This is a genomic window from Paenibacillus sp. J22R3 (assembly GCF_056269305.1).
The window spans coordinates 1-18,944 of sequence record NZ_JBWDNS010000005.1 but is presented as its reverse complement, the minus strand read 5'-3'; the positions used below and the strand labels follow the sequence as shown (position 1 = coordinate 18,944).

The following is an 18,944-nucleotide window of genomic DNA, read 5'->3' as shown; positions in this document are numbered from 1 at the left end:
AAAAACTCCTCCCCCACTTAATAACCAATCAATAGTTGCTCTTTACCATTAGGAAAGAAGCTAAATTAGGTTTTTCCAGGAGGAGAGAGCTAATGAGATTGATTCTGATGGGTGACTTGCATTATCACGATATCGAAGAATTGATTCCGGGGCTGGCTGCGGCTAGGTTTGCTTTCTACCACAAGTTGCTGGGGCGTTTTATGAATACGGTTGGGGATTGGCATATATCGCTGGGAGATCTGACGAATGTGGGATCGCCTTCGGAGTTACAAGGCGTTTATGAGCTGCTGCATTACGAGAAGCGGGATCGGAGATTCATTCATGTGCTGGGCAACCACGATCTTTACTTACTGACACGCGAGCAGGTGCTGGAGATGACGGGGCAGCAGCGCTATCACGCGATAGATACGGACGAGGCGATGCTGGTGTTTCTGGATACGGCCAGAGAGCTGGACATTATGGACTGGAGCGGTTGGGTGGACGAGGAACAGCTTCGTTGGTTGGAGGCTTGTGTGGAGCGATCCGGCTCGAAGCCGCTGCTTGTTTTCGGTCATCACCCTGTTTATAGGACGACAACACGATCGGACATGAACAATGAATCGATTCATCCCAACATTGACATGTGGCGCATTCTGAGCCGAAAACAACAAGGAACAGGCGTGTATTTCAACGGTCACACACATGTGAATTCGATCGTTTCCCAAAACAATTGGACGTTCGTGCAGCTGGCAGCTTGTCTGGATTATCCTGACTTCCGGATTGTGGAGCTTGAGGGAGAGCATATCCGAATCTCCACGCTGGATGTGGCAGACGATGAGATGATGGAGCATGCCGATCTGATGCACAAGTATATGCCGTTTTTTGACCCGAATCCGGACGGCCGGGGACAAGATGCGGACCGACGATGCGTGATTTCCTTGCGAACATCAACAGCGGCGCAACCCCTATAAGAAATCTCCACAAACACAAAGACCCAAGCGAACCCTGAACTGCAACCCACGCTTGGGTCTTTCCTCGTTCACGATTTGGAAGTCAAGACCGTGTGGTATAATGACCAGAAGGGTAGTTAGGAACACGCGAGAAAATGAATTTGTCATCAATCAGCTCGAGCGAGCACCTGTGAGGTCACGTTAATGAACTATCAAGTTACATCGAATTGGGATGAGCGCTTGTGGCGCAAGGTAGAGCCGGTGTACCGGGAAGCCTTTCCCGAACATAGAGGGAAGAGCGAAGGCGTGATCCGCCGCATGTTTCAGCGCAAGCTGAGCGAGCTGCATACATGGATGGAGGCGGGCGAAGTCGTCGCTATGGCGCTGACAGCTACTGACCGTGAGGCGCATGTGCTCGTGCTCGATTATCTCGCCGTGCGGGCAAGTCGAAGAGGCAGCGGTCTTGGCCGCCATTGTGTGGAAACGATCAGCGAGTGGGCGAGGTCGTCGGAATCATGCCGCGCGATCATTATCGAGGTTGAAGCGGAGCAAACGGAAGAGAATGCGGAGCGCATCCAATTCTGGCAGCGGATAGGCTTTCAGCTCACCAGTTATGTGCATCCTTACATCTGGGTGCCTGAGACGTATCAGGCGATGTATTTGCCGCTGGAGCCTGCGTTTAACCCGGAGGATGATGGACAATCGCTGTTCTCCTTCATCACCAAGTATCATGAGAAAGCATACCGTGGCGGAGATATAGAATAACAACAACGACAAAACGGCAGCCCTAGGGCTGTAATAAAGGATGACAATGATGCGATTACCGTCTCTCACGATGTGAGTGGACGGTTTTTCTTATTATAGGTTCGATTCATTTCGCGATTCGACAAATTTCGAGCGAGAATGATTCTATTTTCATACATTGGGGCAGGAGGAAGAGAGGGGTTGTCGAATGTGTAAAGATATGTTATTCCATTGCTATGACGTATCCGAGGTTACAAGCTGCGGATATAAATTTGGGATTAGGGGATAGGGCTGACTCATGATGATTGATGTGTTGGAAGTACAGCAAGCGCTGCGTACTCACGGAATCCTGATCTGCTTCTCAGGGAAATTGTCGCAAGCGCTTATTGCAGAATATGGAGAGGCAGTAAAATCTTATCTGGAAACGGAGCACCGTCCACAGAACGAAGTGTACAACATCTTCTCTTTATTCATCGAGCAAACGCAAAATATTAATAAATATAATGTTGCAAAGTCCGGCAGTCCTCATCATGACTTAATGCTGTATTCGAGCATTGTGACCATCGGCAAGCAGGAAGATGCAGGCTATATGGTCTGTTCCGGCAATCTGATCCATAACGAGGATGCCCAAACGCTTCAAGCCTATCTCGATTCGCTGATTCTGATGGACAAGCCGGAGCTTAAAGCGTTGTACAAAATGAAGTTGAAAGCGGAGATCGCGCCGGAGGAAACGGGCGCTGGGCTTGGACTCATCGATATGGCGCGTAAATCGTCTTCTAAGCTGGAGTATTCCATCGTAGATCGGAATAATGGGTTATCTTTTTTTACTTTGAAGGCCACTGTATGAGGAGTGTCAGCATGAATTCATTATATGTTGAATCAACGAAAAGCACCCCAGAGGTCCGGTTCGATCCGGAAGCAGGAACGCTGGTTATAACAGGTCAATCCTTTCCTGAGAATGCGTTCCGATTCTATGAACCTCTGATGAATTGGCTGGATGACTACTTGGATCAAATGAAGCAGAGCACCATTGTCACAATTGAGCTTCAGCTGCCATACGTCAATACGAGCAGCACCAAATGTTTAATGCATATATTGGAAAGGCTGGACAAGGCGTTTGTAAGCGGCAAAAAGATCGAGGTTCGCTGGTTCTGCGACGAAGAGAATGAAGCAGAACAGGAATGTGCGGAAGAATTTAAGGAAGACCTGCAGTTGCCGTTCGCTATACTCCCGCGAGGTACGGGAGCGTGAAGGAAGAGGGGCTGCAGCGGATTGCGCCAAGGGGTATTGTTGATGGACAATTAGATATTGGCATTCGCAGGGTAATGGTGCTGGCTAGCGCATTAATCGCTCTATCGATTATTCTGATAGGTTCCTATATCTATAGAGTCACGGAGCAGGAAGCGCTGCATAAGCTGAAGACGCGTGATCTGCAGTCGCTCGCGAACTCTATCTCGGCACGCGTGGACGGTAGAATTGAACGAGCAGTGGAAACGTCGCTTACGCTCTCCCATGACCCTTTCGTGTTGGAGTGGCTGTCCGGTGAAGAGAAGGACAAACGGCTTGCCGATATGATCAGCAAGAAGACAAGCTACCTGCACGAGGAGCTCGGCTACAGCGCTACGTTTATCGTAGGCGTATCTACCCGCAAGTATTGGAGTTACGACGGCAAGCTGCTGTCCGTTATCAAGAAGGAAGATCCTTCGGACGCCTGGTTCTTCGATACGTTGGCAGCTGGGCGGCAGGTATCCATCAACTTTGATAATAATGAGGAGCTTCATGGCGTATTCGCCTTCATCAACGTCTTGGCCGGCGATGATCTCCGCAAGCCGCTCGGTATCGTCGGCGTAGGCATGAAGCTGGATGAGCTGTCGGAGGAGTTTGATACGTATAAGGACGGTAAAGGGATCAATCTATGGCTTACCGGCAGCGATGGGAAAATTTATCTGTCCGACGATGCTTCCGATAACGGACGCAATATTAGCGAGGTGCTGCCTGATTCGGCACAACGTCAGCTGTCGGAGATCGACGGCGATAAGAAAGGCAATATGGTCGTTCTGGACTATGATCGGCCAGAAGCCGGCAGAGTGGACTTAATCAGACAGCACCTGAGATCGACGGATCATCAGTTGTACGTCGAGGTAGAGAGACGGGAAACGACAGGCTTCCTGCAGTCGATACGCTGGAATACGGCCTTCGCGGCTTTGGTTACCATTCTGGGGACCATTGGATTCTTCTTCTATATCTCTCGAAGAATTGCAAATCCGTACAAGCGGGCAGTTGATTTGAACCAGCGGCTGGAAGAGGAGATTACACTTCGGACGAAGGAACTGTCGGAGCGTAACCAGGAGATGCTGGACAGCATTAATTATGCTCGACTGCTGCAGCAATCCGTTCTACCGAAACCCGAGGCGATCGAGGAGCTGCTGAGAGCACCTTTCGTGGTCTGGCAGCCGAGAGATGTTGTCAGCGGCGATTTCTTCTGGGTGTCGCAGCGGCACGGCAGAACTTTCGTTGCGGTGGGAGATTGTACGGGACATGGCGTCCCCGGAGCGTTCATGACGATGCTGGCGTTGTCCTCACTCAATCGTATTGTAGAGACTGATGCGGGTTATACCCCGGCGGATATGCTGGAGGAGCTGAACCGGCTGATAAAGGAAACGCTGCATCGCGGGGGGCAAGAGGGGATAACGGACGACGGCTTGTCCATCGGCTTATGCGCCATAGAGCAAGACGGGTCTGTAACCTTTGCCGGGGCGTCCTGCTGGTTATATAGGCTGGACTCGGATGGATTGCAGTCGTGGAAGGGAGACCGCAGCGGCATAGGCTATCGGCGCACGCCAAGCGATTACCGGTTTACGAATGTTGCGTTGCCGGAAGGCCAAGCAAGAATGTATCTCTTAACGGATGGACTAATGGACCAGAACGGTGGAGACCGGGATCATGCCTTCGGGCGAAAGCGGTTTGAGGAGCTGTTACTGTCCATTTGGGATTTGAAGGAGACGGAGCAGCGCGATAAGATTATGCAATCTCTCGAATCCTATATGCGAGAAGTGCGACAGCGTGATGATATTACAGTGCTTTCTTTTCTTGTAGGCGACGACGAGCACAGGTACAGAGGGGAATCGAATGAGGAATCTGGATAAGCATAATGACATCTATCGGCATGAGCAGAGCGTGCTCTTCCGAAGCAAGCAGGAGCTGGAGCGTTCTGAGCTGTCGGCGGACGACTTGAAAAAGGAGTATGAGGGGCTGCTGCTTGAATACGAGAAGCTGATGAAATTGTCCAAGAAGATCGCTTCTATCAGCGATGTGCAGTCAAGCATGCTCAGGCGCCGCGAGAATGATTTGAAGTGTTTGCTGGATCATGCGAATCAAGGCTTCCTCACATTCGGCTCCAATTTGCGCGTCAATCCTCAGTTCAGCAAGGAGTGTAAGCGCATCTTCGGCAGAAGCGTCTTCGGAGAGGATATTGTCGATTTGCTCTTCGGCTCGACCCATGAAGATGTACCGACACTTCGCAAGTTGTTAAGCATGGCACTAAGTGCCGGCGTTTCGTTGAACGAAGGCCGGCTGCTGCTTGCAAGTATGCCGGAGAGAACGATGATCGGGGAGGCTGTCGTGACGCTGGAATACCGCCCCATCGTAGATGAAATGACCGATGATCCCCTATTGCTGCTTATTATAACCGACGTAACGGAACGAATTGCTTCCGAAGAACGCATTCGATATTTAAGTTATCGGGATCCGTTGACGTCGTTCTATAACCGGAATTATTTGGAGCCTGTTCTGAGTCTGCCTCCTCCTCTTGAGTGGCTGCCCGTCAGTGTGCTTGTCATTGATCTAAACGGCTTAAAGCTGGCAAACGATGTATTCGGACATCACGAAGGCGACCGACTGTTAGTTCGCAGCGCAGAGCTGATACAATCTGTGTTCGATGACGAAACGGCGACAATGGCCCGTTGGGGCGGGGACGAGTTTGTAGTCCTTCTGCCAGGCACGGACAAGGATGATTGCGATGCTGCAGCAGCTCGGTTGAAGGCGGCATGCGAGCAGTCGACCATCGATTCCGTGCAAGTATCCATGGCAATCGGATCCGCTGCAATCGTGAATACGGACATGCCGTTAATGACTGCATTTGTAGCCGCAGAGAAGCAGATGTACAAGAATAAGCTTCGGGAGAATCAACTGGTTCGTGCCGAGATGATGAAAAGCGTGACTTCCGCACTGCATGACAAGCTCTTCGTGGAGAGAAAGAATCAGAGGCGGCTGGCTGAACAGGCAACCCGCTTCGCCCTTTGGATCGGCATGCAGCCGAGCTCGCATGACATGAAGGTGCTGGAGTCGCTGATTTCCATGCATAATATCGGTTATTTGGCTCTTCCCTCTGATATCTTGCTCAAGCCTGGTTCGTTAAACGAAGAAGAATGGGAGATCGTTAAGAGCCATAGTGAGGTTGGCTACCGGATGGCGGCTTCTATCGGCGAATGGGCGCTTGCCGAAGCGATTCGAGGCATGCATGAGCGCTGGGACGGCAGCGGTTATCCTTATGGGCTGTCACAGGAGCAAATTCCATACCTATCCCGTTTGCTTGCTATTGCGGATGCGTACGATGTCATGACACATGATCAGGTTTACAAACAAGCCTTATGTGCGAGTGAAGCACAGCGCGAGATCGAAGCGCTGGCCGGCAGGCAGTTTGATCCTCAACTGGCGGCTGCGTGGCTGGCATTCTTGCGTGAAGGTGACGACAAAGCAATTTCTGAGCGTTTGCCAAACGTAGCCATAATCCAGCCAGAACGATAGAGTAGAGGCGAAGAGGAGAGATGAGTATGTTCCCCGCTTTACATGAAATTAGAAAAGCGACAACAAGGCAATTCACGACCTTCGATCCCGTTACCAAGAGCAAGACGGTGAGAATCATGCCGGGCGAGCCTCCGCGCACGATTGTAGAGAGTGACAAGCCAGGCATGATCAGCCGGATGTGGTTGACCTTTCCCGGATGGTTCTGGCGACATTGGGAAACGCAAGCCGAGAATGATACATCTACGTTGAAGAAGCTCATCATCCGTATATATTGGGACGGGGAGTCACAGCCGTCCGTGGAATGTCCGATCGGCGATTTCTTCGGCATCGGCCATTGCGAATTCCGACACTTCGTCTCACGTTATATCGGAATGTCGAGCGGAGGATTCTATTCCTACTTCCTGATGCCATACAATCAAGTGCGCATTGAGCTTGAGAACTTGCATGAGAGCATCCCGCTTGATGTTTTCTTTAACGCCAACTACGAGGAATACGACGAACTACCGAAGAACGCCGGGCGGTTCCATTGCCTCTTCCGGACGGCCCGTCTAGGAGGTACGGATCCGCTTCCTCTGGTAGACATTCAAGGACGCGGCCATTACGTCGGATGCTGCCTGTCCATGCAGGGAGAGGATCTCAACTACTTGTCTTACTTGGAAGCGCCGGAATATATGTTCATCGACACGGAAGACCGCGAGAACCCGACGATCGTTGGCACCGGACTGGAAGATTATTTCAATGGCGGCTGGTACTTCAGGGACGGCGAATTCTACGGAGAGCTGCACGGCGTGCCGCTGAAAGACACGTTGCGTTCGATGATCAGCATGTATCGGTTTCACGAACATGACGCCATTGCGTTCGACAACAATCTCAGCATCTCGTTCGTGAACCCATGGGAGGCAAAGCACCTGAAGCCCTACTGGTACTCTTCGACCGCCTACTGGTATCAGGATAGGGCTGCACCGCTTCCCGAGAAGCTTCCCGTCGACAAGTTGATGAGTATGTACAGACGGCGCGACACGGATCATCAATCTTATCCTTAAGCCTGGGATGTTCACAATCGCTTAGAACCCAATAAACCCGACTTCCGCTTAGCAGTGGAAATCGGGTTTATTTCCATTCTTCGATCACCAGATATGGCTAACAATCGCTCTGCCCCTTCCCCACCCAAAACCTTTACAAAAACATCTCTCCCACTTAACGGACAATCAACACTCACTCTGTACCATAAGGGAGAGAGTTCAATAATTGGATTTTTCCAGGAGGAGAGAACGAATGAAACTACTGCTAATGGGTGACTTACATTATCACGACATCGATGCCGCGATTCCGGGTCTGCCGGAGGCTAGGACGGCTTTCTACGGGACGCTGCTGGAGCAATTCCTGAATACCGATGCCGATTTGCATATATCGCTTGGGGACCTGACGAATTTCGGCTCGCGTGAGGAACTGCAGGAAGTGTATGATCTGCTGTGGCATGAGAATCGGAATTTCATTCATGTGTTGGGCAACCATGATCTCTACTCGCAGACGCGCGAGCAAGTGCTGGAGATCACAGGGCAGGAGCGTTATCACGCTATCGATACAGACGTGGCTACACTGGTGTTTCTAGACACGGCCAGAGAGATGAACACCGCCGATTGGAGCGGCTGGATGGATGATGAGCAGCTGCAGTGGTTGGAGTATTGTGTAGAGAAATCCGGTACGAAGCCGCTGCTTGTCTTCGGTCATCACCCTGTGTATCAGACGACGACCCGATCGGAGCTGGACAAAGGCTCCATTCATCCGAGCATCGACATGTGGCGCATTCTCAATCGGAAACAGGGAACAGGTGTTTATTTCAACGGACACACGCATGTGAATTCGATCGTAGCGCAGAACAACTGGACGTTCGTGCAGTTGGCCGCAGCGTTGGATCAGCCTGGCTTCCGAATCGTCGAGCTCGAGGATGAGCACATCCGGATCTCGACCATAGATGCCACAGTCGAAGACGAAGGCCTGATGGAGCATGCTGAAACCCTTCACAGACATATCTCACATTACGGCCACAATCCGAATGCTCGCGGGCTAGACGCCGACCGTGAATACAACATTCCCTTGTCGCCGGTAACAGCAACAGCGGAGCAGCCCCAATAATGGAGACAACTAGAACGAAGCATGCTGCTTTGAACCATGCCACATTTCTGGAGCGCCTCGCCGCGCACAGAATGATCGCTTCCATTAAGGACCCGAGGCATATCGAGACCGCCTTGTCCTTACGCAACCAGTTGAGCGGCGTCTTTCTGTTAACCGGGCACATCGGCGTCATACAAGGATACGTGGACGTGTTTAAGCAGCACCAGCTCCCGGTCTTCCTGCATCTGGAGAAGATCGGCGGCCTCAGCACGGACAATTACGGGCTGGATTACCTGGCGAAGGTCATCAAGCCGACAGGCATTATTTCGACCAAGACCAATGTCGTGAAAACCGCGAAGAAGATGGGGCTGCTCACCATTCAGCGTTTCTTCCTCGTCGATAGTGAAGGCTTGGACAACATCGCGAAGAGTCTCGCCCAGAGCGAGCCGGATATCGTGGAAGTCATGCCTGCGCGTATCCCTGATATATTTGACAAGGTGAGGGCGTTCACTTCGCTTCCGATCATTACCGGAGGTTTGCTGTACGAGCCGGAGCAGGCAGAGGAATGTCTGAGACACGGAGCGGCCGCCATTTCGACGTCTAAGCCAGCGCTATGGAAATCCATCGCCTCAGCTCCTGTAACCCGATAATTCAAAATCCATATAATCTTTGCAATAGGATAACCTGGCGTTAACGAAACTCCTGTATCATTCATTATGAAAAGTAAATAGCGATCGGTTGGAGTAATGGAGAAACCTTATCCGCTTGAGGGCTAATAGCCTTCGGCAGGATTAAGGTTTCTTTTGTTGCACCTGCCGATTGTACAAAAACAAGTAGAGAAAAGGTGGAGGATTGGACGATGGTTAAGAAGCTTACTACTGTGACACTTGCAATGCTAATGACAACAGGGGTGCTGTCGGCATGCGGAGCAAGCGAAACGAACACGGACAACAACACTAGCGCAAACACAAACACTAGCGCGAATGCCAACACGAACAATACGACGGCAGGAGCAGCAGACCCGGCAGAAGCACCTGCAGCCGAGAAGATCGTCATCAAATATTGGTATGCCTATGGCGACAAGATTGAAGAAGCGAAGCAGCACATGGTTCAAACCTTCAATGAATCGCAGGACAAATACGAAGTCATAGCTGAACACCAAGGTACTTACGACGATCTTCACGCGAAAGTGCAAGCAGCCTTCGCAGCCGGAGATGCGCCTGCGGTTACCGATCTTGAAATCTCCTCCACGGGCGTATTCGCTCACTCCGGCATGCTGGAAGAGCTGACCGCCTATGCAGAGAAAGACAAGGATCAGCTAATGCTGGATGATTTCAACCCGGGTTTGATGGGCAACGCGTATGTCGACGGCAAGCTGTACGGCCTTCCATTCATGCGCAGCACGCCGATTCTATACAAGAACGTCACGATGCTCAAAGACGCCGGACTTGACCCTGCCGGTCCGAAGACATGGGACGAGCTGGAGCAATACTCCAAAGTGCTGAAGGAGAAAGGCAAGCTCGGCATGACCGTGCCGGCGGATATCTGGTTCTATGAGGGACTCGTTGCTCAGAGCGGCGGCAAGATGCTCAGCGAAGACGGCAAGACTGCAGCATTCAACTCGCCTGAAGGCGTAGCACCGGTAGAGTTCTGGAAGAAGCTGGTCGGCGAAGGTTTAATCAAGATTCCGATGGGTGACGAAGCGGGAGCAACGGCTGACAAAGACTGGTCCAACCAATTGTCCGCATTCAAATTTGCTTCGACGGCAGGCGTAACGGGAAGTCTGGAACTGGCTAAGCAAGGCGGCTTCGAGATGGATACGGCGTTCATGCCTTCTAATGTCAGCTACGGCGTGCCGACAGGCGGCTGTCAGCTGGTTATTACGTCGAAGAGCAGCGATGAAGAGAAGCAAGCGGCATGGGAATTCCTCAAATGGATGACGTCGAAGGAAAACACCATCTACCAGCACAAGCATGTCGGTTACTTGCCGACGCGTATGTCTGCCGTAGAGAGCGATGAGCTGAAGCAGCATTTTATCGAGTTCCCGCAATTCAAAGTAGCCGTAGACCAACTGGAATTCGCCAGACCGCGCCCGATGGAGAACGCTTATCCGGAAGTGGCGAAGATCATCAGAGGAGCTATCGAGAAGGCGATTCTCGATCCGAAGGTGACTCCGCAGGAAGCGATGGATGAAGCGGCGGAGAAAGCCAACAAGCTGCTCGCCAAATAAGATTTCGCACTACAACCAAGGAGGAGCCTTGCGCTCGCAAGTGTCTTCTCCTTGTCATCCTAAGAGCAAGGGGAGCTTGCATTCATGCACAACGAGAATTGGTTATCTGCGATTAAAGTGGTTATTTTCGATATGGACGGAACGCTCTACCAGGAAGATACCTATCTGGATCGGTATATCCGTTACCTGCTAGAGGGAACGGCGCATGAGAGAGAAACCGAGGCAGCTATTCAATTAGGGAGAGCGATTCGGGCAGGCGAGCATGAGATCCAATTCGGACATTTCTATCATAAGCTGGATGATTTGTGGTTGGTTCGAGAGGGAACGTTGTTCGTCCGGGGCAATACCTGGGAGGGGACTAAAGTGGCCGATGAGCAAGCTCATGGTTACGGAACGGTGTCTGCCCAAGTGCCGCATCTGGTTCCTATTGGCGACCCTTGGGGAATTGCGGCGGCTCTCAACCACAGATATAAACTTCCCGAACAGAATTTGAAAGCCGCGTTCGATCGGGTTCGTAAGGAAATGGTCGAAGAAACTCGCTATCAATTCATCTGCCACACCGACTTGTTCCAATCCATCCAAGAGCTGACCGCTGTCGAGATAAAAGCGCTCATGACCAATACCCATCACATCTCCGGGATTGAGTTCACGAGCTACATGGGAATCCGTCATATTTTCGAAGAGGTCGTGTACGACGCCAATAAGCCTAATGGCCTTCATTCATACATCCAAGCGCTGCTTGAGCAAGGGTATCAGGCGCATGAAATTTTGTCGATCGGGGATAACCCGTGGAATGATCTGCATCCGGTGAAGCAGCTGGGCGGCAGAACTTGTTTTATCTCTCCGTATCCGAGCAGTGATCGGGAGGTCTGGGATTTGCGTTTGCACCATCTGGAAGAGCTGGAGCAGCTTATGCGTACGTTGCAAGAATCCATCACAAGGAGGAACATAGCGGATGGCGAAGATCGAGTTGAAGCAGATCGGCAAGAAGTTCAAAGATGAGACGATTATTGAAAATTTAAACCTGACCATCAAGGATGGATCGTTCACGGTTCTTGTCGGCCCTTCGGGCTGTGGCAAATCCACGACGCTGCGCATGGTAGCGGGACTTGAGAAGCTGACGAGCGGTGAGATCTGGATTGACGATAAATGCGTGAACGATACGCCGCCGGGGCTGCGGGATGTGGCGATGGTGTTCCAGAACTATGCGCTGTATCCGACAATGACCGTCCGCGGCAATATTGAATTCGGTTTGAAGAACATGGGCATTGCCAAGAGCGAGCGCGAGAAGCTGATCATGGACATCTCCGAGATTGTCGGCTTAGCCCCGCATCTGAACAAGAAGCCTCAGAACTTATCCGGCGGTCAGCGCCAACGGGTAGCTCTCGCTCGGGCAATGGTAAAGAAGCCGAAGGTGTTCATCCTCGATGAGCCCTTGTCCAATCTGGACGCGAAGCTGCGCAACCAGATGAGAACGGAGCTGATTCAGCTGCACAAGCGCCTTGGCACGACGTTCGTCTACGTGACGCATGATCAGGTAGAAGCGATGTCGATGGGCGATGAGATCGTCGTCATGAACAAAGGGGTTATCCAGCAGGCGGATACGCCGATGAAGCTGTATCACGACCCGGCTAACCAATTCACTGCGGAGTTCATCGGAACACCGGCCATGAACATGATGGATGTGCGAGATATCCACGAGCTGGAGATCCAGTCCTCTATCACTGTGGGCCGTGTAGGATTCCGTCCGGAGCAGGCGCTGATTGGCGCGGCCGAAGCGGTTGAAGGCTACGACATCGAAGGCGAGATTCTAACCCGTGAGAGTTTGGGAGCGGAAAATATTTATCAGATCCAATCGCGCAGCGGCATCTTCTTCGTCAAAACCTTCCTTGCGCCGCTCGAGACGGCCGCGCACGTGAAGGTCACGATTCCGTATGAGCAGCTCTATTATTTCGGGCTGAACGGAGAGAGACTGCGCGGCGTGGAGGCCAGAGCAAGCGCGAAACAATTGGCGACGGCTGGAGGAAGATGACATGACCGTATGGGAAAGACTGCGTCCGTATAGCATGGTCGCTCCGGCGATTATCGTGTTCTCCTTGTTCTTCATCTATCCCATCTTCTACATGATCTACTTAAGCATGTTCGATTGGAATTTCGTCAGCCCGACGAAGACTTTCGTTGGCCTGCAGAATTTCAAAGACCTGCTGTCGGAGCCGGATTTCCGGCAGGTACTTACGAACACGACGATCTATACGCTGCTGACGGTCACGTTGACGACCGGAATTGCGCTGCTGCTCGCCCTATGGCTGAATCGCAAAAGCTTCTTTCACGGCTTCGTTCAAGGCGCGATCTTCAGCCCGCACATTATCTCGCTCGTGTCGATATCCCTGCTGTGGAGCTGGCTGATGGATCCCGAGTACGGACTGCTCAACTGGGTAATCGGGCTCGTGGGTTTCGGCAAGCTGGCATGGCTGTCCCATCCAAGCACATCGCTCGTATCTCTGGTCATCGTAGCCGTATGGAAAGGGCTTGGCTACAACGCATTGGTGTTCATCGCAGGGCTGCAGAGCATCCCGCCGGATATCTATGAAGCGGCCTCCCTGGATCGTTCCAAACCTTGGACGACGTTCAGGAAGCTGATCCTGCCGATGCTGTCGCCTTCGATTTTCTTCCTGGTGATCATTAACATGATCGGTTCGTTCCAGGTGTTCGAGACCATCGCCATTATGACGCAAGGCGGCCCGATCAACTCCACCAATACGCTCGTCTATTTCATCTACGAGAACGGATTCCGCTTCTTCAAGATCGGCTATGCTTCTGCGGCCGGCGTCATCTTGCTGGTCATCATCGGGATCCTTACGATTATCTATTTCAAATTACTGTCGAAGCGCGTTCATTACCGTTAAGAAGAGGTGAAGCTCTTGAAAGCCGTAGACAATACGATCAGCGGGCCATCTATCGGGACTGCTGCCGCAAGCAGTAAGCGGGGTCATGCGCGTACCCGTGAAGCGACGATCAGACGTGCGATATCTGCTCTGTTGGGCGGGTTAAATACGATTGGCCTTCTGGTGCTGGTGCTGATTTTTGCAATGCCGTTCTTCTGGATGCTATCCACATCGCTGAAGACACTGTCCGAAACGATGGTATTCCCACCGCAGTGGATTCCGCTCCATCCGGTTTGGGAGAATTATTCGAAAGCGTGGAACACGGGACCCTTCCTCAACTATTTCATGAACAGCGTCATCATTGCGGTCGGTATTCTGATTCTGCAGATGCTGACGATCATTCCGGCTGCGTATGCTTTCGCCAGATATAAGTTCGTCGGTTCGGGCTTCCTGTTCGGCATCGTCATGGTGACACTGATGATTCCGGCTCAGCTGATCTTCCTGCCCGTATACCTGGAGCTGAGTGCATTCAAGCTGCTCAATACGCATCTTGGCCTGATCCTGCCTTTCGCGTCCAGCGCCTTCGGCATCTTCCTGCTGCGGCAGGCATTCATGCAAATCTCCGATGAGCTGATCGAAGCGGCGCGACTGGATCAGGCGGCCGAATGGAAGGTTATTGTCCAGATCATGGTGCCGCTCGTGAAGCCGGTGCTGGTGACGTTCGCCTTGTTTAGCTTCATTGCGCATTGGAACGACTATTTCTGGCCGCTTGTCATGACCACTAACGAAACAGCAAGAACACTGCCGCTCGGCATCGCCAAGATCCGAGAAGTAGAAGGCGTTGCGACGTGGAATATTCTGATGGCCGGCAACGTGATCTTGGTAGTGCCGATCCTCATCGTATTCTTCTTATCGCAACGGCAGATTATCAAGGCTTTCGTGTATAACGGCGTCAAATAAAAGAAGAGTGATGGGAAGGATGAAGTGACGATGGTAAGAATTGTGGCACACCGTGGATGTTCAGGAGAGGCGCCGGAGAATACGATGGCAGCATTCGAGCTGGCACTAAGTGAACCGGATATTCCGATGATTGAGCTGGATGTGCATTTGTCTAAGGACGGCGTCCCTGTTGTCATTCACGACCATACGCTGGACCGCACAACGAGCGGGACAGGTCCGGTCAAAGCCTATACGCTGGAAGAGCTGCGTCAATTCGATGCGGGGAGTAAGTTTGATCCTGCTTTTGCGGGACAGGGAATTCCGACGCTGGAGGAGGTACTGCTGCTTGCCAAAGGCTGCTGCAAGCTGCATGTGGAACTGAAGATGCTGGCCAATGAATATGAAGGCATCGAGGAGCGGGTTATCTCGCTGATTCAGCGGCACGGCATGCAGGAGGAAATCGTGCTCTCCTCCTTCAATCATGATTCCATGAAGCGGGCGCATGAGATCGACCCGTCGATCGCGACGGCTCTGATCTTCCTCGGCAAGCCGACGCTGCTTGCGGAGCAGCTTCGTTATACAGGCGCAACAGGCCTGTCGGTGCATTATGGCTTCGTTACGCAAGAGCTGGTGGACGAGATGACGACGCTCGGCATGGATCTGGGTGTCTGGACGGTAGATGATTCGGAGGTGCTGGCGCGGATTATCGAGGCGTATCCGGACATCCGGATTACGACGAATTATCCGGAGCGCGTGCTGCGGATTGTGCGTGGCGACGCAGTTAAGGCTTAGAGATACAATAGCGTCACCACGAAGCATTATGACAAGTGGATCCCGTAACAACAACATTCAAAAATTGTAACGGTTGTGAGAGTGGTTATTTTACATGAAAAGGCTATTTCTATTCGCTAACGGTTGCCAGAGAGCTTAAGTGGCCATTTCCTCATGGAAATCAACCCTTTTGCAGCAAATAAGTGCTGTCACAACCGTTAGCGTTTGAAAAGTCGAATTTTTCATGAAATAAGCACGCTGACAACCGTTAGCTTTTGTTCTTTTGCACGGATGAATTAAACATGCACAAAGAAACCTCACGCCGTCGAAGCTTTCTCGGGCAGCTTTGGAAGACACGGAAATATCTTTCCGTGTCTTTCTGGTGTTTGCGAGCTAACGTCTGCGTCGCCGGCCGCGATCCTAGAAGCGCCTTCAAAGGAACTGGTGCGCTCTCGGAGTTCTCGGAGTTCTCGAAGAATCGGCAGATGGAGCTTTCGTAGATATAACCTCCCCGTCTGGGGAGTTTTTTTAGTTGAGAGGAATGTTTTACAGAAAAAAAGATTTATATTCGACAAAATATGACTAGTAAGGTAGTGATATACGCTATAATAGTTTTTGATAATGTACTGGCGCAGCACCTTGATCTACACACATAGCGATGCTTGTATATAAGGCCAAATGAAAGGTCGTGATAGGATCCTTGTTACTGGCAACAAGTCAGTAAGCAGCTTGATTCATGAATCAGTTCAAACTAATAGTTAATAGAGGTGTACTAGTGAGTAGAAATGTATCAAAATCCATCATCATGCTTATTTGTTTTATGCTTGCTTTTGGCGTGTTTTTTCAGCAAAAGGCATTTGTGTCTGCCGCATCGACAGGTGTGCTGACCAGTTCTGTTCCAAATGAGCCCATCTCTGGTGCTGCATATGGGAATGGGGTCTACGTTGCGGTAGGCTATTACGGCAAAATCCTAACGTCTGCGAATGGGCTTGATTGGCAAATTGCCGCAGATAAAACGAGACTGGACATCACCTATACAGGTGTTGCTTTTGGTAATAATGTGTTCGTAGCAGTGGGTTACGACGGGACGATTATGACGTCGCCCGACGGTGCGGTTTGGACGCAGCGAGACTCTACGGTTACGAGCAGGATTGCGAAAGTTGCTTTCGTTACGGTGGACAATGCGTTTTACGCGGTCACTGCCAGTGGAACGCTGCTCAAGTCGTCCAATGGCGTTACGTGGTACCCGTCCTCTGTGGGGACGAGCAAGGATCTTACCACCATCGGATTCAACGGCACTGCAATCGTAATTGGCGATTCAGGCGGATACGTACATACTTCGACCAATGGAACCAGTTGGTCGCATAAGAAGCTTGATAATTCGTTCTTTATTAATTCCGTTCTCGGTCTAAATAATCGGTTTTATGCAAACGACCCCATAGGGGGGACTTATACCTCTACAGATGGATATACCTGGACACCCGTCAGCATAACGGGTCAAGTTTTCGGCGGCCTTTATGATGGTACTGGGTACTATTTGTTTGGAAGTGATGGGACATCTTACGGCGCAGTCTTTACGTCTTCAACCGGCACATCCTTCACGAAGCAAGCTCCAAAAACCACTACGATGACCGCGCAAAATGGGTTCTATGCAAATGGGGTCTATATGCAGCTTGGTAACGATGGAATTGTCGTTTCGAGAAACGGAACTGCTTGGGATTACGCCTACGGCGGTGTGGTGTCCGATGTTATGTTCGACGGTACAACCTACATTGCTGTAGGGAAACATGGCAACGACGGATTTATTAAAACGTCTACGGATTATGCGAATTGGACGTCTGTTGCTCTGTCACAGCGTGTACCTGCACTAAAGTCTATTGCCAGCGGGATGGGTAAATATATTGCAGTGAGCGACTCTCCGGGGACCATGCTCGTATCAACGGACAAAATCAATTGGACCGTAAAATCTCCTGCTGTTTCGGAGTATGGATTCACATCGATTGTTTTTGCAAACGCCCTATTTATAGCAGTTGATGAAACGGGGTCTATTTATAAGTCGGCAGACAGCAGTGCAAGCTGGACACTGGTGAGGTCTGATCTTATTGACTATAACCCGTTATGGTTCGTTACTTATAGCAGTGGCGGTGGGGCATTTTATGCTGCCGGGGATTCGGGACTCCTTAAGTCTACGAATGGGGATAATAATACTTGGGCAAGCACGGGAGATGTAGTTCCCTCGATAACTGCATTTGACAAGCGGAGTTCCAATCAAACGGACATTCCGATCACGTTTTCGGGTACTTTTAAGAGTGTCAGCAATAATGGGACGATGTTGATACCAGGTATGGATTATACCGTATCAGGCAGTACGGTGACGATTAAGAAGTCCTATTTGTCCCAGCTGCCTCTTGGTTGGCAGACCATTTCCGTACACATCAACGCCGGCGGATCATTCTTTAGGACAGCCGTCAACGTAACGAACACGGCTCCATCGCTATCGCAGGTTGCGGGGGTACAGCTTCTTTCGGATGGAACAGCTTCTTGGGGAAGTGTGACCGGAGCGGTTAGTTATGAGGTGCAGCTGTACCGTAATGGATCCATCTGGGGCAGCCCAGTCTCGGTAGCCGCCGGCGGCAGCACGAGTACAAATCTACTAGCCGCTATGCGTGCTGCAGGAGCAGGCAATTATACGGTCAAAGTCAAAGCGATCGGGGACACTGTGAATTACAAAGATGGCTCCCAATCGGCAGCTTCCGGTGCAGTCACGATTTATAAGACACCGACAGAGGATGGCACTGCTAATAAAGCGGGGACAACTCAGAGAGACGATTTTAATATCGTCGTGAATGCCCAAAACGGGCCTCATTTCGTGGTCATCCGATGATGTAGCAATCGATGAAACGACAGGTGCGGTAACCCGTCGGTCATATGGTTTGGGCGATGCGACAGTAACGCTGACTGCGACGATCACTAAGGGCGCAGCAAGCGAGACCAAGACGTTCACGCTGACCGTACCGCAGCTGGCACAAACGGACGCGCAAGCGGTAACCGCAGCGAAAGCGGTGTTAGAAATTGGTTACGGTAGCGGCGAAACAGCTGCAAGTGTAACGCAAGCAGTGACGCTGGCGGCAACAGGACTGAACGGCGTGACGATTTCGTGGTCATCCAATGATGTAGCAATCGATGCAACGACAGGCGCAGTAACACGTCCGGCGTATGGATCAGGCAATGCGACTGTAACGTTGACCGCAACGATTGCTAAAGGCACAGCAAGCGAGACCAAGACGTTCGGGCTGACCGTGCCGCAGCTGGCACAAACAGACGCGCAAGCGGTAACCGCAGCGAAAGCGGTGTTAGAAGTTGGTTACGGTAGCGGCGAAACAGCTGCAAGTGTAACACAAGACGTGACGCTGTCGGCAACAGGACTGAACGGCGTGACGATTTCGTGGTCATCCAATGATGTAGCAATCGATGCAACGACAGGCGCAGTAACACGTCCGGCGTATGGATCAGGCAATGCGACTG

At 51.4% G+C, this 18,944-nt stretch carries 17 protein-coding genes; all 17 read left to right on the top strand.

What is annotated here, in order from left to right; all coding sequences use genetic code 11:
• Positions 1 to 92: 92 nt before the first annotated feature.
• Positions 93 to 950, top strand: coding sequence for a metallophosphoesterase family protein (locus AC0YN4_RS21400; protein WP_475836723.1), 858 nt, complete (start codon positions 93 to 95; stop codon positions 948 to 950).
• A 183-nt stretch (positions 951 to 1,133) separates the two neighbouring features.
• A complete protein-coding gene (locus AC0YN4_RS21395) occupies positions 1,134 to 1,694 on the top strand; it encodes a GNAT family N-acetyltransferase (RefSeq protein ID WP_475836722.1) in 561 nt (186 codons plus the stop codon).
• Positions 1,695 to 1,971: 277 nt separating this feature from the next.
• The gene (locus tag AC0YN4_RS21390) at positions 1,972 to 2,520 is read left to right on the top strand and encodes a SiaB family protein kinase (protein WP_475782494.1); all 549 of its coding nucleotides are present in this window, start codon (positions 1,972 to 1,974) and stop codon (positions 2,518 to 2,520) included.
• An 11-nt stretch (positions 2,521 to 2,531) separates the two neighbouring features.
• Positions 2,532 to 2,924, top strand: coding sequence for a DUF1987 domain-containing protein (locus AC0YN4_RS21385; RefSeq protein WP_475836721.1), 393 nt, complete (start codon positions 2,532 to 2,534; stop codon positions 2,922 to 2,924).
• On the top strand, positions 2,921 to 4,819 hold the full coding sequence (locus AC0YN4_RS21380; protein ID WP_475836720.1) for a SpoIIE family protein phosphatase: 1,899 nt from the start codon (positions 2,921 to 2,923) through the stop codon (positions 4,817 to 4,819). The genes AC0YN4_RS21385 and AC0YN4_RS21380 overlap by 4 nt, the downstream gene beginning before the upstream one ends.
• Positions 4,803 to 6,479, top strand: coding sequence for a bifunctional diguanylate cyclase/phosphohydrolase (locus tag AC0YN4_RS21375; protein WP_475836719.1), 1,677 nt, complete (start codon positions 4,803 to 4,805; stop codon positions 6,477 to 6,479). The genes AC0YN4_RS21380 and AC0YN4_RS21375 overlap by 17 nt, the downstream gene beginning before the upstream one ends.
• 26 nt (positions 6,480 to 6,505) lie before the next feature.
• A complete protein-coding gene (locus AC0YN4_RS21370; protein WP_475836718.1) occupies positions 6,506 to 7,522 on the top strand; it encodes a glycoside hydrolase family 172 protein in 1,017 nt (338 codons plus the stop codon).
• A 232-nt stretch (positions 7,523 to 7,754) separates the two neighbouring features.
• Positions 7,755 to 8,615 carry a metallophosphoesterase family protein gene (locus AC0YN4_RS21365; protein WP_475836717.1) on the top strand — a complete coding sequence of 287 codons (861 nt, stop codon included), beginning with the start codon at positions 7,755 to 7,757 and terminating at the stop codon, positions 8,613 to 8,615.
• Positions 8,615 to 9,244 carry a glycerol-3-phosphate responsive antiterminator gene (locus AC0YN4_RS21360; protein ID WP_475836716.1) on the top strand — a complete coding sequence of 210 codons (630 nt, stop codon included), beginning with the start codon at positions 8,615 to 8,617 and terminating at the stop codon, positions 9,242 to 9,244. Before AC0YN4_RS21365 ends, AC0YN4_RS21360 begins: the two co-directional genes overlap by 1 nt.
• Positions 9,245 to 9,453: 209 nt before the next feature.
• Entirely contained in the window at positions 9,454 to 10,824 is a 1,371-nt protein-coding gene (locus AC0YN4_RS21355; RefSeq protein WP_475836715.1) for an ABC transporter substrate-binding protein, read from the top strand.
• An 84-nt stretch (positions 10,825 to 10,908) separates the two neighbouring features.
• Positions 10,909 to 11,826 carry an HAD family hydrolase gene (locus AC0YN4_RS21350; protein WP_475836714.1) on the top strand — a complete coding sequence of 306 codons (918 nt, stop codon included), beginning with the start codon at positions 10,909 to 10,911 and terminating at the stop codon, positions 11,824 to 11,826.
• The gene (locus AC0YN4_RS21345; RefSeq protein ID WP_475836713.1) at positions 11,780 to 12,856 is read left to right on the top strand and encodes an ABC transporter ATP-binding protein; all 1,077 of its coding nucleotides are present in this window, start codon (positions 11,780 to 11,782) and stop codon (positions 12,854 to 12,856) included. Before AC0YN4_RS21350 ends, AC0YN4_RS21345 begins: the two co-directional genes overlap by 47 nt.
• Position 12,857: 1 nt before the next feature.
• The gene (locus tag AC0YN4_RS21340; protein ID WP_475782484.1) at positions 12,858 to 13,730 is read left to right on the top strand and encodes a carbohydrate ABC transporter permease; all 873 of its coding nucleotides are present in this window, start codon (positions 12,858 to 12,860) and stop codon (positions 13,728 to 13,730) included.
• Positions 13,731 to 13,838: 108 nt separating this feature from the next.
• Complete coding sequence (locus tag AC0YN4_RS21335; protein WP_475782922.1) at positions 13,839 to 14,669, top strand: carbohydrate ABC transporter permease; 831 nt, start codon at positions 13,839 to 13,841, stop codon at positions 14,667 to 14,669.
• A gap of 30 nt (positions 14,670 to 14,699) precedes the next feature.
• Positions 14,700 to 15,440, top strand: coding sequence for a glycerophosphodiester phosphodiesterase (locus AC0YN4_RS21330; protein WP_475836712.1), 741 nt, complete (start codon positions 14,700 to 14,702; stop codon positions 15,438 to 15,440).
• Positions 15,441 to 16,194: 754 nt separating this feature from the next.
• The gene (locus AC0YN4_RS21325; protein ID WP_475836711.1) at positions 16,195 to 18,303 is read left to right on the top strand and encodes a DUF6242 domain-containing protein; all 2,109 of its coding nucleotides are present in this window, start codon (positions 16,195 to 16,197) and stop codon (positions 18,301 to 18,303) included.
• Positions 18,266 to 18,944, top strand: a 679-nt coding sequence (locus AC0YN4_RS21320; protein WP_475836710.1) for an immunoglobulin-like domain-containing protein, incomplete at its 3' end; no start/stop codon positions are given. The genes AC0YN4_RS21325 and AC0YN4_RS21320, both read left to right, overlap by 38 nt.